The sequence below is a fragment of the Lentzea jiangxiensis genome (genome assembly GCF_900104175.1).
GTDB classification, from domain to species: domain Bacteria; phylum Actinomycetota; class Actinomycetes; order Mycobacteriales; family Pseudonocardiaceae; genus Lentzea; species Lentzea jiangxiensis.
This window is the reverse complement of sequence record NZ_FNIX01000010.1, coordinates 56,508-71,252: the sequence shown is the minus strand read 5'-3', so window position 1 is coordinate 71,252 and position 14,745 is coordinate 56,508. Positions and strand designations below refer to the sequence as shown.

The window sequence follows — 14,745 nt, the reverse complement described above, 5'->3', positions numbered from 1 at the left end:
GACAAGGGGTGCCGGTGATCTCACCGGCACCCCTTTCGGCGTTCGGGGACCCGCGGCTCCTCGCGTCACGCCACTAGGGTGGAGCCATGTCGCTGCCCCACGTGCTCCTGCTCCACGGCTACACCGGTTCCGGACCCGGCCACTGGCAGCGCTGGCTCGCCCAGACCGTGTCCGAGCACGGTGGCCTCGCCGACCTGCCGCACTTCAGCGACCCCGACACGCCCGACCGCGACACGTGGCTGCGCGAGCTCGACACCCACCTCGAAGCGTTGCCCACCGACCGCGAACGCGTCGTCGTGGCGCACTCGCTGGGCTGCCACCTCTGGCTGCACCACGCGGCCCGGGAGAACATCGTCCACGTCGACCGCGTGCTGCTCGTGGCCCCGCCGGCCCTCGACCACCCGGAACCGGCCATCAGGTCGTTCCTGCCGTCCCCGCTCGACCCCGCGAGCCTGCGCCGCGCCGCCACCGACACCCGCCTCGTCGTGGGCGAGGGCGACCCGCACTGCTCGATGGAGGCCGCCAAGCAGCTCGGTGAGGCCCTGCGGATCGAGGTCGACGTCCTGCCGGGGGCGGCGCACGTCAACATCGACGCGGGCTACGGGGAGTGGCCCGCGGTGCTCAAGTGGGTGCGGTCCAAGACCGTGCCGCTCTCACCGCGCTAGCGACGATCCCTGGGGGAAGATGTTCGAACTGGACGCGCTGATCGCCGAACACGGCGTTGTCGGCGCTCAGGTCGCCGTGCTGCACAACGGCGCCATCACCGACGTGGCAGCCGGTGTGCTGAACAACGTCACCGGCGAGGAGGTGACGACGGACTCGATCTTCCAGATCGGGTCGATCACCAAGGTCTGGACGGCCACCCTCGTCCAGGAGCTGGTGAACGAGGGCCTGCTGGACCTGGACCGGCCGGTGCGCGACGTGCTGCCGGAGTTCCGGCTGGCCGACGAGCAGGCCGCGCGGGTCATCACGCCGCGGCACCTCCTCACGCACACCGCGGGCTTCGACGGCGATCTCTTCCACGACACGGGCAACGGCCCCGACATGCTCGCGAGGTACCTCGAGCGGATGGCGGACACCGAGCAGCGCGCGCGGCCCGGTGAGCTCTACACGTACTGCAACAGCGGGTTCGTGGTGCTCGGCCGGATCGTGGAGGTGCTGCGCGGCGGGCGTTTCACCACCGTTCTGCGCGAACGGCTCGTCGACGGGCCGGGTCTGCGGACCGCCGCCGTCAGCCACGCCGAGTACGCCCACCGGCGGTGCGCGTCCGGGCACCTGGGCGAGGAGCTGGAGCCCGTCGAGAAGCCGATGGCCGAGGGCGACACCCCGGCGGGTTCGGTGCTCGCGATGAGCGGGCGGGACCTGCTCGAGTTCGTGCGGATGCACCTCGGCACGACCGAGTTCGACGCGATGCGCGAGACCCAGGTCGTGCCGCCGGACTTCGGCCAGGGCGGCCGGCAGGGCCTCGGCTGGGCGCTGCACGACTACGACGGCGGTGTCACCGGACTCGGTCACAACGGGACCACCAGGGGCTTCCAGGCCCACCTGAGGGTGGTGCCGAGTGCCGGTCTCGCCGTCGCCGTCCTCACCAACGGCGGCGACTCCCTGCCGCTGGCGAGAGAGGTGTTCGGGCGGGTGCTGGGAGAGCACGCGGGCATCAGCCTGCGCCCGCTGCCAAAGCCGCCCGCGAGCCCCGTCCCGGTCGCGGCGGACCGGGTCGCCGGGGTCTACCGGTCCGCGGGGATCGACCTCCACGTCACCGACGGCGACGACGGGCGGGTGACGCTGAGGTACGAGCGCCGCGACGACACCTTCAAGGGACTGGTCGACGAAACCGAGCGCGAGTTCACCGGGTTGCGCGAGGACGCCCTCATCGCGGTCGAGGCGCACGGCGGCTACCACTCGGTGGTCGTCCTGTGCGGGAGTGACGAGCTGGGCCGGGTGAAGTGGCTGCACTTCGGACGCGCGGCGAGCCGGATCTAGACGGCGCGCTTGGCGTACTTGGCGAGGAACTGCACGACGTCGGGCGTCACCTTCCGGTACAGCCCGTCGTCGTGACCGCCGGGCTTCACCGTGCCCACCTCGGGCCGCACCTCGCGGATGAACCGGCGGGTGCCCTCGATGAACCTGTCGCGGTCGCCGATCCACACTCCGAGCGCCGTCCGGCCGGTCGCCTCCGGGTGGCGCAACGGGTCGAGCGCGGCCCACTCGGCCTCGTCCCTGAACGCGCGGCGCTTGGCCATCTCCGGCCACGTCGTGATCAGGCCGGGGGAGATGGCCGCGGCGGCCGCGACCGGGTCGCCGCGCTCGGCTCGGCGGCGCGCGTAGAGCAGCGAGCCGAAGCCGCCCATCGACACGCCCGTGACCGCGAACGGTTCGCCGTAGCCGCGTTCCTTGAGCCAGCGCGGGACCTCGTCGAGCAGCATCGCCATCGGGTCGTCGCCCAGGACGTTCTCGTGCCAGTAGTTGTCGCCGCCGTCGACGGCCACGAAGCCGAACGCCGGGACCGACCCCTTCGCCACGGCGGCGGTCAGCACCTCGGGGAGGTTGCCGACGGCGGCGTGCCGGGCGTCGCCGTGCAGGCCGTGCAGCAGGATCGACATCGGCAGGCCGCGGGGGTTGGCGCCGGTCGGGATGTGGAAGGCGAGGGTGACCTCGCGGTGGCGTGCCGCCGAGTACACGCGCTCGTAGCGGACCGTCGGTTTCACGGCGGGAACGGTCCTCACGCCATTCGCGGTGGCGATCTGCTGCTCCGTGCTGGACGACGACACGTACGTCACGCCGCCCGCGGCAGTGGCGATGACCACGCCGATCGCCGCCAGCAGGGCGCGGCGGCTGCACCTCGGTTCCCCCATGCTCACCTCATCGCGCGGGCACCGTTCCCCGTTTCCCCCTAGAGGACGGAACGCGCGCGCAACCAGGACAGTTCCTCGTCGGAGAACCCCAGCCACCTCAGCACGGCGTCATTGTGCGCGCCGAGCGCGGGAACCGCACTGGGTGACCACTCGAACCCGGCTACCGGCGGTGGCAGCATCCGTGCCGTTCCGCCGGGAACGCGCACGTCAACCCACGTGTCGAGCTGCGGGTGGGAGGGCAGGTCGGTGATCGGGCGGGTCAGTGCGGCGGGCACGTCGGCGCGGTCCAGGGCGGCCAGCGACTCGGTCGCGGTGAGTCCGGAGAAGGCGTGTTCGAGCAGTTCCTGAAGCTCCTCGCGGTGCTCGACGCGGGAGGCCACTGTGGCGAACCTCTCCTGCGGGGCGAGGCCGACCAGCTCGCACAGCCGTTGCCACTGCCCGTCGTTCTGCACGGCGAGGTGCACAGTGCCGTCCGCGCACGCCACCGGTCCGTACGGCGCGATGCTCGGGTGGTGCGCGCCGGACCGCGGAGCCGCGGCGCCCGTTCCGGCGGCGTAGAGCACCGGCTGGTGCATCCACTCGGCCAGCGCCTCGAACAGCGACAGCCGCAGCCGCACGCCGGAGCCCGTCCGGGAACGCTGCAGCAACGCCGCCAGGACCGCCGCGTGCAGCTGGACGCCCGCCGCGATGTCCGCGACCGAGATTCCGGCCCGTGCCACCACGTCGCCTTCGCCGGTCAGCGACACGAGCCCCGCCTCGGACTGCACCAGTGCGTCGAACGCCTTGCGATCCGCGTACGGGCCGTCCCAGCCGTAGCCGGACATCTCGCCGACGATCAGCGACGGCGGCAGTTCCAGCGCGAGCCGGTCCCACACGCGCGGCGACAGGTTGCACAGCAGCACGTCGGCGCGGGCCACGAGCCGGTCCAGCACCTCGCGGCCGTCCGGGTGGAAGAGGTCGAGGGACACCGACTCCTTGCCGGCGTTCGTCCACGCGAAGTACGACGACACCTCGCCGCACGCCGAGTCGTAGTGGCGGGCGAAGTCGCCGGTGCCGGGCCGCTCGACCTTGATGACGCGGGCGCCGAGGTCGGCCAGCAGGCGCGTCGCGTACGGCACGGCGACGGCCTGCTCCAGGCTCACCACCACGACGCCGTCAAGCGGTCTCAAGCACGCGCTCCCCACCGGTGTAGACGTTCATCGAGTCACCGCGCAGGAAGCCGACGAGCGTCATGCCTTGCTCCTGCGCCAGCTCGACCGCGAGCGACGACGGTGCCGACACCGCCGCGAGCACCGGGATCCCGGCCATCGCGGCCTTCTGCACCAGCTCGAACGACGCACGCCCGGACACCACCAGCACCGCGCCGCGCACCGGCACGAGGTCCTGCAGCACCGCCCAGCCCAGCACCTTGTCGACGGCGTTGTGGCGGCCGACGTCCTCGCGCACGACCAGCGGTTCGCCGTTCACGAACAGCCCGGCCGCGTGCAGCCCGCCGGTGCTCTCGAAGACCTTCTGCCGTTCCCGCAACGCGTCGGGGAACCCCGTCAGCGCCTCGGGGGTGACGCGCACCCCGTCCGCCGCGGGGGAGTAGCGGGTCTTGAGCTTCACGGCGTCCAGCGCGCCCTTGCCGCACACCCCGCACGACGACGTGGTGTAGAAGTTGCGCTCCACGCCGGTGTCCGGCGGCGGCACGCCCGCGGCCAGCGCCAGGTCCAGCACGTTGTAGGTGTTCAGGCCGTCCGGGCCGGTGCCGTCGCAGTAGCGGGCGACCGCGACGTCCCGCGACGACCCGATCACGCCCTCGCTGAGCAGGAAGCCGTGGGCGAGCTCGACGTCGTGGCCGGGCGTGCGCATCGTGACGGCCAACGCCTTGCCGCCGACCCTCAGCTCCAGCGGTTCCTCGGCGGCGAGCGCGTCGACCCTGCGCCGCCGGCCGCTCGGCGACACCCGCTCGACCGACCGGCGCACCGTCACTCGGCCCATGTGCACATCTCCTTCGGACCGCTATGTTCCCCACCGACCAGGCTACGTGGGAGGGATCTCGGGGCATGGACGACGTCGTGATCGTGGGAGGCGGCCACAACGGGCTCGTGGCGGCCGCGTACCTCGCCCGTGCGGGCAAGTCGGTCAGGGTGCTGGAGAAGCTGCCGCACGCCGGCGGCGCGGCGGTGAGCGCGTCCCCGTGGGAGGGCGTCGACGCGCGGCTCTCGCGCTTTTCCTACCTGGTGTCGCTGCTGCCGGACCGGATCGTGGCGGACCTCGGCCTGAACCTCGCGCTCCGGTCGCGCGCGGCCTCGTCCTACACGCCGGACGGCGCGGCCGGGCTGCTGGTCGAGCGCTCGCCGGGGGAGGCGACGAAGGCCTCGTTCCAGGCCGTGTGCGGCTCGCTCGGCGACTGGGAGCGGTGGCAGCGCTGGTACGCCGACCTGGAGCTGATGGCGGGGGCGTTGGCGCCGACTCTCCTCCAGCCGCTGGTGTCACGGGAACACCTGCGCGCACACGTCGACGCCGTGGCGGGCGGGAGGGTGTGGGAGCAGGTCTTCGAACGCCCGATCGGCGCGACCTTGCAGGAGCTCTTCGAGAACGACCTGGTGCGCGGGGTCGTCGCCACGGACGCGTTGATCGGCACGCACTCGTCGCTGCAGTCGTTGCGCGCCAACAAGTGCTTCCTCTACCACGTGATCGGCAACGGCACGGGCGAGTGGAGGGTGCCGGTCGGCGGCATGGGCGCCGTCACCGCCGAGCTCGAACGGGTCGCGCGCGAGGCCGGTGCGCGGATCGTCACCGGTGCCGAGGTGACGTCGGTCGAGTCGGACGGGAAGACGGCGTCCGTCACGTACGGCGACACGACGGTGGAGGCCCGGTTCGTGCTGTCCAACGTGGCCCCGTCGGTGCTGGGACGCTTGCGGGGCGAGGAGGTCCACGACGAACCGGGCTGCCAGCTGAAGATCAACATGCTGCTGCGCAGGTTGCCGGAGCTCAAGTCCGGAGTGGACGCGCGACTGGCGTTCGCCGGCACGTTCCACCTCGACGAGTCCTACGACCGGCTGGAGACCGCGTACCGGGAGAGCGCCGCCGGCCAGGTGCCGTCGGTGCTGCCCGGCGAGATGTACTGCCACTCGCTGACCGACCCGTCCATCCTCGGGCCGTCCCTGGCGGGCCACGAGACGCTGACGCTGTTCGGGTTGCACCTGCCCGCCTCGCTCTTCGAGGGCCGCAACGCCGAGCTGCGCGACGAACTGGTCGGGCGCTACCTCGACCAGCTCAACGCCCACCTCGTCGAGCCGGTCCAGGACTGCCTGGCGGTCGACGCCCGGGGCAAGCCGTGCATCGAGGCCCGCACCCCGCTGGACCTGGAGGCGGAGCTGGGCCTGCCGGGCGGCAACATCTTCCACGGGGAGCTCGACTGGCCGTTCGCCGAGAACGACGACGAGGTCGGCAAGTGGGGTGTGGAGACCGACGTCGACAACGTCTTCCTCTGCGGTGCGGGCTCCCGGCGCGGTGGTGGCGTGAGCGGCATTGGCGGCCACAACGCGGCGCGTGCGGTGCTCGAACGTTCCTGAGACATGTGTGATGACGCCCGCCGTCATCTCTGGTTACAGTTGGCGGCGTGGGGGACTTCTACGGAATCGCCGAGATCGCCGACGCCATGGGGCTCAGCCGGCAGTTGGTGGCCGTCTGGCGCAAGCGCCGCTCGCACGGCATCCCCGAACCGGACGCGGAGCTCGCGTCCGGCCCGATCTGGCGCCGCGAGACCGTCGAGCCGTGGATCGAGCGCACGCGCGGCCGCCTCGGCCTGGCGGGCACCCGCGAGTCCGCGAGCAGGAGCCTGAGGCTGCGCACGTGCCGTCGCGTGCTGCGGCTGGCGGCGTTGATGCTGGAGGAGCCGCAACGCCCGCGCGTGCTCAACGAGGCCGCGGACCAGTTGCGCGACCTGATCCACGAGGTCGACCAGTCCGCCGACGACGTCGTCGGCGCGTTGCTGCGCGAACTCATCGAACCCGTGCGCGACCCCGACGTACCCGCCGAGCTGCTGCGCGTGCCGGTCATCGAGTCGTTGCCGCTCGTCACCGCCGTGGCGCGCAACTCACCAGACTGGTGATCGCCACCTGGGGATTCATATATCAAGGAAGCTTGCTAAAGGGTTCTTGATATGCGTACGGTGATGTCATGACCGACGCTCCCATCACCGACCCCAAAGCGCTCCGGGCGCTGTCGCACCCGTTCCGGTGGAAGCTGCTCCAGCTGCTCACCGAGGAAGGGCCGCGCACCGCGACGCAGTGCTCGGAAAAGCTCGGCGAGAGTGTTGCGAGTTGCTCGTACCACCTGAACATGCTGGCCAAGTACGGCTTCGTCGAAGAGGTCGAGGGTCCCGGTCGGCAGAAGCCGTGGAAGTTGGTCCGCAAGCGCCAGTCGATCTCGCCGGACGGCCTGGAGGGGGAGGCGGTCCTGGCGGCCGAAGCGGCCTCCATGGCCTATCTGGACCAAGAGTTCGAACGCACGCGGGAACGGCTCCGTCAGCGTGAGCACCTGCCCGAGGAGTGGCGGACGTCGGTCGGCACCCAGGGCACCGTCAAGTTCCTCACCGCCGGGGAGTCGGCCGCGCTGCTCGACGAGCTGCAAGCGGTGATGGACAAGTACGACGACCGTCGACTCGACGAGTCCCTGAGGCCGGAAGGCGCTCGGGCGGTCAGGTTGTTCCTGGCGGCGACGGTCGCGCCCGAATAACAACGCACACGAGGAGACCCATCATGTTCTCTCACCACGACGCGTTTGCTATCGCGAAGTACCGTCAGCAGGACTTCGAGGCCGACGCGGCCGCGCGCCGGCTCGTGAAGAAGACCGAGGAGGAGGTCAAGGCGGAACCCGAACGACGCCGCTTACGGCTGTTCGTCCGGGTCCGGCACGCCTGATCAGGCCGCGGGCTCCAGGCGCACGATCACCGACTTGGAGGTCGGCGTCCCGGAGATGTCCGCCTTGGAGTCCAGTGGCACCAACGGGTTCGCCTCCGGGAAGTACGTCGCCACGCACCCGCGCGCGGTCGGGTACGAGACGATCCGGAACGACGCGGCGCGACGTTCGACGACGCCCGTCGGGTCGTCCTTCCACTCCGATACGAGGTCGACCATCTGGCCGTCGGAGAACCCCAGTTCCTTGAGGTCGTCGGGGTTCACGAACACCACGCGACGGCCGTCCTTCACGCCGCGGTAGCGGTCGTCCAGCCCGTAGATCGTGGTGTTGTACTGGTCGTGGCTGCGCAGGGTCTGCATCAGCAGACGCCCCTCCGGCACCTCGATGACCGTCAGTTCGTTCGCCGTGAAGTTCGCCTTGCCGGTCGCCGTCGCGAACTGCTGCGAGTCGCGCGGCGGGTGCGGCAGCACGAAACCGTCGGGCTGGCGCACGCGCGTGTTGTAGTCGGCGCAGCCCGGCACGACGCGCGCGATGTGTTCGCGGATGACGTCGTAGTCCTTCTCGAACTCCTCCCACGCCACGGGGTGCGAGGCGCCGAGCGTCTTGCGCGCGAGCCGGCAGACGATCGAGACCTCGGACAGCAGTTGGTCCGAGGCCGGCTCGAGCCGGCCACGGGAGCGGTGCACGACCGACATCGAGTCCTCGACCGTCACGAACTGCTCGCCCGAGTGCTGCACGTCGCTCTCCGTGCGGCCGAGGGCGGGCAGGATCAGCGCCGTCCTGCCGTGGACCACGTGCGAGCGGTTGAGCTTGGTGGAGACGTGCACCGTGAGCGAGCACTGCTCCAGCGCCTTCTCGGTCACCGGGGTGTCCGGGGTGGCGCTGACGAAGTTGCCGCCCATCGCGATGAACACCTTGCCGCGGCCGTGGCGCATCGCGTTGATGGCGTCGACGGTGTCGTAACCGTGCTTGCGCGGCACCGAGATGCCGAACTCGTTCTCCAGCGCCTCCAGGAAGAACTCGGGCATCTTCTCGTAGATGCCCATCGTCCGGTCGCCCTGGACGTTCGAGTGGCCGCGTACCGGGCACAGGCCCGCGCCCGGCTTGCCGATCATGCCGCGCAGGAACATGACGTTCGTGATCTCGCGGATCGTCGGCACGCTGTGCTTGTGCTGCGTGAGACCCATCGCCCAGCAGGCGATCGTGGCCTTCGAGTCGACGAACATGCCCGCCACGCGGGTGATCTGCTCGCGGGTCAGGCCGGTCGCGGTGAGCACGCGGTCCCAGTCGAGCTCGCGCAGGCTCTCGGCGTAGGCCTCGAAGCCGTGCGTCTTGGACTCGACGAACGCCTTGTCGACCTTGTCCCACCGCAGCAGCAGGTGGCCGATCGCCTGGAACAGCGCCTGGTCGCCGCCGACCTTGATCTGCACGAACTCGTCGGACAGCGCGGTGCCCCTGCCGACGAGGCCCGCGACGTTCTGCGGGTTCTTGAAGCGCATCAGGCCCGCCTCCGGCAGCGGGTTGATCGCGATGATCTTCGCGCCGTTCTTCTTGGCGTCCTCGAGCGCGCCGAGCATGCGCGGGTGGTTCGTGCCGGGGTTCTGGCCGATGACCACGATGAGGTCGGCGAGGTCGAAGTCCTTGATCGACACCGAGCCCTTGCCGATGCCGATGGTCTCGTTGAGCGCCGAGCCGGACGACTCGTGGCACATGTTCGAGCAGTCCGGCAGGTTGTTGGTGCCGAACGAGCGGACGAGCAGCTGGTAGAGGAACGCGGCCTCATTGCTGGTGCGGCCGGAGGTGTAGAAGATCGCCTCGTCCGGGGACGACAACGCTGTCAGCTCGTCGGCGATGAGCGTGAACGCGTCGTCCCAGCTGATCGGTGCGTAGTGCGTGGCACCGGGCCGCAGCACCACCGGTTCGGTGAGCCGGCCCTGCCGGCCGAGCCAGTAGTCGGTCTTCGTCCGCATGCTTCCGACGGAGTGCTCGGCGAAGAACTCCCGGCCGATCCGCCGCTTCGTGGCTTCCTCCGCGACGGCCTTCGCGCCGTTCTCGCAGAACTCCGCCATCTTGCGGTGGCCCTGCGGCTCGGGCCACGCGCAGCCGGGGCAGTCGAAACCTTCGCGCTGGTTGAGCAGTCGCAACGTCTTGACCGTGCGCCCGACACCCATCTGCTCGACAGCGCGGTCGAGCGACACGAGCACACCGGGGATCCCCGCGGCCCAGGTCTTGGGGGTGCTGACTTCGATCGCGGACTCGTCGACGTCGTGCTGCGGGGGCTTGCTGCTCATCCGTCCATTCAACGCCGATCGACGTCGGCGCCGCCAGCGCCCCCGAAGAACGCGGCGGCGCCGTCGCCACGGGCCCCAAGGGGTTGAACGGTCCGTGACGGTCAATTGTGATCGCCGTCACTCGTTCCCGGCACCTCTGAACGAGTGATCGGCCGCGACCGGTCAGGCGCTCCGTCCCGCACCCCCGAGCCTTCGGCTCGTTAGCAGGTATCTCGGTGTAAGTCGATAGCCAGCCCTCCGTAGACTTCTCGGCTGTGACTGAACTCGACGACACCGCAGCGCAGCGTCCCGACCTCCCCGCCGCCTGGACTCCGGCGGAGGTAGAGGCGGAGCTGTACCAGCGGTGGCTCGACCGGCGGTACTTCGAGGCGGACGTCAAGAGCGACAAGCCGCCGTTCACGATCGTGCTGCCCCCGCCGAACGTCACCGGCTCGCTGCACATGGGTCACGCCATGAACCACAGCGTCATGGACGCGCTGACGAGGCGCCGCCGCATGCAGGGCTACGAGGTCCTGTGGCTGCCGGGCATGGACCACGCCGGCATCGCGACGCAGAACGCCGTCGAGCGCGACCTCGCGAAGCAGGGCCTGTCGCGGCACGACCTCGGGCGCGAGAAGTTCGTCGAGCGCGTCTGGGAGTGGAAAGAGGAATACGGCGGCAAGATCCTCGACCAGATGAAGCGGCTCGGCGACGGCATCGACTGGTCGCGCGAGCGCTTCACCATGGACGAGGGCCTGTCCCGCGCCGTCCAGACGATCTTCAAGAAGATGTACGACGACGGCCTGATCTACCAGGCCGAGCGGATCATCAACTGGTGCCCGCGCTGCCAGACGGCGCTGTCGGACGTCGAGGTCGACCACAGCGACGACGACGGCGAGCTCGTCTCGATCCGCTACGGCGACGGGGAGAACTCGATCGTCGTCGCGACCACGCGCGCCGAGACGATGCTCGGCGACACCGCGGTCGCCGTCCACCCGGACGACGAGCGCTACCGCCACCTCATCGGCACCGAGGTCGAACTGCCGCTGACCGGCCGCCGCATCCCGATCGTCGCCGACGCCCACGTCGACCCGGAGTTCGGCACGGGCGCGGTCAAGGTGACGCCCGCGCACGACCCGAACGACTTCGAGATCGGCCAGCGCCACGGCCTGCCGAACATCACGGTCATGGACGGCCGCGCCACGATCACCGCGAACGGTCCGTTCCTCGGTCTCGACCGGTTCGAGGCGCGTCCGGCGATCGTCGCCGCACTGCGCGCCGAGGGCCGGATCGTCGCGGAGAAGCGGCCGTACGTCCACGCCGTCGGCCACTGCTCGCGGTGCGACACGGTCATCGAGCCGCGCCTGTCGCTGCAGTGGTGGGTCAAGGTCGAGACCCTCGCCGCGGAGGCCTCCGCCGCCGTGCGCGACGGCCGCACGACGATCCACCCGGCCGAGATGAACAAGCGTTACTTCGACTGGACCGACAACCTGCACGACTGGTGCATCTCGCGCCAGCTGTGGTGGGGCCACCGGATCCCGGTCTTCTACGGCCCGGACGGCGAGGTCGTCTGCGTCGGCCCGGACGACGAGGTCCCGACCGGCGAGGGCTGGCGCCAGGACGAGGACGTCCTCGACACGTGGTTCTCCTCGGGCCTGTGGCCGTTCTCGACGCTGGGCTGGCCGGAGTCCACCGAGGACCTGAAGCGGTTCTACCCGACGTCCGTGCTGTCCACGGGCTACGACATCATCTTCTTCTGGGTCGCCAGGATGATGCTGCTCGGCCTGTACGCGATGGACGGCGTGCAGCCGTTCAACGACGTCTTCCTGCACGGCCTGATCCGCGACCAGTTCGGCAAGAAGATGTCGAAGACCAAGGGCAACGGCATCGACCCGCTGGACTGGATGGAGCGCTACGGCGCCGACGCCACCCGCTTCACGCTGCTGCGCGGCACGAACCCCGGTTCGGACATGGCCGTCGCCGAGGAGTGGGCGGCCGGGTCCCGCAACTTCACCACGAAGCTGTGGAACGCCACCCGCTTCGCGCTGGCCAACGGTGCGACGGTGGCCCGTCCGCTGCCTCCGCGCGACGAGCTGACGGCGGCCGACCGCTGGATCCTCGACGAGCTGGACGCCCTGGTGTCCACTGTGGACAGGACCTTCGAGGCGTTCCAGTTCTCGCGTGCCTGCGAGGCGCTCTACAGCTTCACTTGGGACGAGTTCTGCGACTGGTACCTGGAGATCGCGAAGGTCCAGATCGCGGGAGGCCGCGCCGAGGCCACGCAGTCCGTCCTGGGGCACGTCCTCGACGTCCTGCTGCGCCTGCTGCACCCGGCGATCCCGTTCATCACCGAGACGCTGTGGACGTCGCTGACCGGCGGTGAGTCGCTCGTGGTCGCCGACTGGCCGAAGGCCTCCGGTGCCGAGCGCGACGCCGACGCGCTGGCCGAGGTCGAGGGCCTGAAGAAGCTCGCCACCGAGATCCGCCGGTTCCGCTCCGAGCAGGGCCTGAAGCCCGGCCAGAAGGTCGCGGGCAAGGTCCGCGGCGCGTGCTGCGTCGGCCTCACCGACCAGGTCCCGTCGGTGCGTTCCCTGACGCGCCTGACCGAGCCGGGCGACGAGTTCACCGTCTCGGCGACGCTCGAGGTCGGCCTGCCCAAGGGCGCGGTGAAGGTCGAGCTGGACCTGTCCGGCGCGATCGACGTCGCGGCCGAGCGCAAGCGGCTCGCGAAAGACCTCGCGGCGGCGCAGAAGGAGCTCGACGGCACGACGAAGAAGCTCGGCAACGAGGCGTTCCTCGCCAAGGCGCCCGCCGACGTCAAGGCCAAGATCGAGGAGCGCAAGGCCGTGGCCGAGGCCGAGATCGCCCGCATCAACGAGCGCCTGGCCGCGCTGCCGGAGGCGTGAGCGCAGTGGACAGCAACCTCGACGAGTTCCTCGACGTCGAGAACGAGCTCAACCAGCGGTGGCCCGAGACCAAGCTCGAGCCGTCGCTGGAGCGGATCAAGGCGCTGGCCCACGTGCTGGGCGACCCGCAGACGTCGTACCCGGTCGTGCAGCTGACAGGCACGAACGGCAAGACGTCGACGTCGCGCATGGTCGACGCGCTCTTCACGCGCATCGGCTTGCGCACCGGCCGGTTCACGAGCCCGCACCTGCAGCTGGCGACCGAGCGCATCAGCCTCGACAACCAGCCGATCTCGCCGGAGCGCTACGTCGAGGTCTACCGCGACATCGAGCCGTACGTCGCGATGGTCGACGCCCAGTCCGAGATCCGGATGAGCAAGTTCGAGGTGCTCACCGGCATGGCGTACGCGGCCTTCGCGGAAGCGCCGGCCGACGTCGCCGTGGTCGAGGTCGGCATGGGCGGCACGTGGGACGCGACGTCCATCGTGGACACCCGCGTCGCCGTGCTGACCCCGATCGGCGTCGACCACACCGAGTACCTGGGCAACCGTCCCGAGGACATCGCGGTGGAGAAGTCCGGCATCATCAAGCCGGGCGCCGTCGCGATCGTCGCCGAGCAGACCCCCGAGGTCATGAGGGTGATCCTCGAACGCGTCGCCGAGGTGGACGCGATGGTGGCCCGTTTCGGCAGCGAGTTCGGCGTCCTGACCAGGGCCGTCGCTGTGGGCGGCCAGATGATCACGCTGCAGGGCCTCGGCGGCGTCTACGAGGACGTCTTCCTGCCGCTGCACGGCGAACACCAGGCGAAGAACGCCGCGCTGGCGCTGGCCGCCGTCGAGGCGTTCTTCGGCGCCGGCCCCGAGCGCAAGATCGACATCGAGATGGTCCGCGAGGGCTTCGCCTCGGTGATCACGCCGGGCAGGCTGGAGCGCGTGCGTTCCGCGCCCAACGTCTTCGTCGACGCCGCGCACAACCCGCACGGCGCCGCGGCACTGGCGAAAGCCCTGGAGTCGGAGTTCGGCTTCCGCAAGCTCGTCGCCGTCGTCGCCGTCATGGCCGACAAGGACGCGGAGGGCATCCTCGCCGCGCTGGAACCGGTGGTGCAGGAACTGGTGATCACCACCAACTCCTCCTCGCGCGCGATGGACCCGGACGTCCTCGCGGGCCTGGCCGTCCCGATCTTCGGTGAGGACCGCTTCGAGGTGCGTCCCCGCCTGGTCGACGCCGTCGAGGAGGCCATCCACCTCATCGAGGACGAGCAGTCCGGCGGCGGCGTGATCATCACCGGCTCCGTCGTCACCGCGGGCGAGGCCCGCGCGCTGTTCGGGAAGGAGCCGGCATGACCACCCCGGCACCTCTGAAGAAGGACCCGATGAAGGCGTTCCGGGGCATCATGGCCGGCACGCTGATCCTCGAGGTCATCGTCGTCGCCCTGGCCCTGCCGGTCATCGCGAAGCTGCACGGCGGCGTCACGTCGCTCGTCGGCTGGGTGGCGTTCGGCTTCATCGCGGTGTTCATCGCGATGTGCGCGTTCGTGCGCAAGCCGTGGGCCATCCCGACCGTGGTCGGCCTGCACGTGCTGCTGATCGCCTCGTGGCTGCTGTTGCCGGCCATGGGCGTGATCGGCGTGATCTTCGGGCTGGTGTGGGCCTATCTGCTGTGGCTGCGGCGGGACCTGCTCAAGCGCATGGCGCAGGGGCGGTTGCCGGCGCAGCAACAGCAGCAGCAGGAGTCGGAGCAGGCGCCGAAGCCCGAGTGAGCCTCGCACCCCTGCAGGGGCCTGACCCCGCGCCCACGCGGCCA

The 14,745-nt window shown here is 70.4% G+C and carries 13 protein-coding genes; 9 read left to right on the top strand and 4 right to left on the bottom strand.

Annotated features, from left to right (window positions below; genetic code table 11):
• Positions 1-86 precede the first annotated feature (86 nt).
• Both BLQ91_RS24335 and BLQ91_RS24330 read left to right on the top strand, forming a co-directional pair.
• Positions 87-665, top strand: a complete 579-nt coding sequence (locus BLQ91_RS24335) for an RBBP9/YdeN family alpha/beta hydrolase (RefSeq protein ID WP_090100147.1) — start codon at positions 87-89, stop codon at positions 663-665.
• Between the two features lie 19 nt (positions 666-684).
• A complete protein-coding gene (locus BLQ91_RS24330; protein ID WP_090100145.1) occupies positions 685-1,983 on the top strand; it encodes a serine hydrolase domain-containing protein in 1,299 nt (432 codons plus the stop codon).
• On the opposite strand, the gene BLQ91_RS24325 is transcribed toward BLQ91_RS24330, so the two are convergent.
• Genes BLQ91_RS24325 through fdhD form a run of 3 tightly spaced genes read right to left on the bottom strand, consistent with a single transcriptional unit; the run spans position 1,980 to position 4,838 of the window.
• Complete coding sequence (locus BLQ91_RS24325; RefSeq protein ID WP_090100143.1) at positions 1,980-2,855, bottom strand: alpha/beta hydrolase; 876 nt, start codon at positions 2,853-2,855, stop codon at positions 1,980-1,982. The genes BLQ91_RS24330 and BLQ91_RS24325 overlap by 4 nt on opposite strands.
• Before the next feature lie 38 nt (positions 2,856-2,893).
• Positions 2,894-4,024, bottom strand: a complete 1,131-nt coding sequence (locus BLQ91_RS24320) for a CaiB/BaiF CoA transferase family protein (protein ID WP_090100141.1) — start codon at positions 4,022-4,024, stop codon at positions 2,894-2,896.
• Complete coding sequence (gene fdhD / locus BLQ91_RS24315; RefSeq protein ID WP_090100140.1) at positions 4,011-4,838, bottom strand: formate dehydrogenase accessory sulfurtransferase FdhD; 828 nt, start codon at positions 4,836-4,838, stop codon at positions 4,011-4,013. Before fdhD ends, BLQ91_RS24320 begins: the two co-directional genes overlap by 14 nt.
• 65 nt (positions 4,839-4,903) lie before the next feature.
• Here fdhD and BLQ91_RS24310 point away from each other — a divergent pair, with 65 nt between their 5' ends.
• The 4 genes from BLQ91_RS24310 (at position 4,904) to BLQ91_RS41590 (ending at position 7,768) form a co-directional block, all read left to right on the top strand.
• Entirely contained in the window at positions 4,904-6,418 is a 1,515-nt protein-coding gene (locus tag BLQ91_RS24310; protein ID WP_090100139.1) for a phytoene desaturase family protein, read from the top strand.
• 47 nt (positions 6,419-6,465) lie between these two features.
• Positions 6,466-6,957 (top strand): hypothetical protein, encoded by a 492-nt coding sequence (locus BLQ91_RS24305; RefSeq protein WP_089922227.1) that lies wholly within the window; start codon positions 6,466-6,468, stop codon positions 6,955-6,957.
• A 68-nt stretch (positions 6,958-7,025) separates the two neighbouring features.
• Positions 7,026-7,583, top strand: a complete 558-nt coding sequence (locus tag BLQ91_RS24300) for a winged helix-turn-helix domain-containing protein (protein WP_090100138.1) — start codon at positions 7,026-7,028, stop codon at positions 7,581-7,583.
• 23 nt (positions 7,584-7,606) lie between these two features.
• Positions 7,607-7,768, top strand: coding sequence for a hypothetical protein (locus BLQ91_RS41590; RefSeq protein WP_176959935.1), 162 nt, complete (start codon positions 7,607-7,609; stop codon positions 7,766-7,768).
• Here the strand turns inward: BLQ91_RS41590 and BLQ91_RS24295 are convergent, their stop codons facing one another.
• Positions 7,769-10,057: an FdhF/YdeP family oxidoreductase gene (locus BLQ91_RS24295; protein ID WP_090100137.1), complete on the bottom strand. Its 2,289-nt coding sequence runs from the start codon at positions 10,055-10,057 to the stop codon at positions 7,769-7,771. It lies immediately after the preceding gene.
• Positions 10,058-10,311: 254 nt separating this feature from the next.
• Here BLQ91_RS24295 and BLQ91_RS24290 point away from each other — a divergent pair, with 254 nt between their 5' ends.
• From BLQ91_RS24290 to BLQ91_RS24280, 3 genes are read left to right on the top strand one after another with little or no spacing between them, the layout of a single operon-like run.
• Positions 10,312-12,942: a valine--tRNA ligase gene (locus BLQ91_RS24290; RefSeq protein WP_090100136.1), complete on the top strand. Its 2,631-nt coding sequence runs from the start codon at positions 10,312-10,314 to the stop codon at positions 12,940-12,942.
• Entirely contained in the window at positions 12,939-14,285 is a 1,347-nt protein-coding gene (gene folC, locus BLQ91_RS24285) for a bifunctional tetrahydrofolate synthase/dihydrofolate synthase (RefSeq protein ID WP_090100135.1), read from the top strand. The genes BLQ91_RS24290 and folC overlap by 4 nt, the downstream gene beginning before the upstream one ends.
• Entirely contained in the window at positions 14,282-14,701 is a 420-nt protein-coding gene (locus BLQ91_RS24280) for a DUF4233 domain-containing protein (protein WP_090100134.1), read from the top strand. Before folC ends, BLQ91_RS24280 begins: the two co-directional genes overlap by 4 nt.
• Positions 14,702-14,745: the final 44 nt, after the last annotated feature.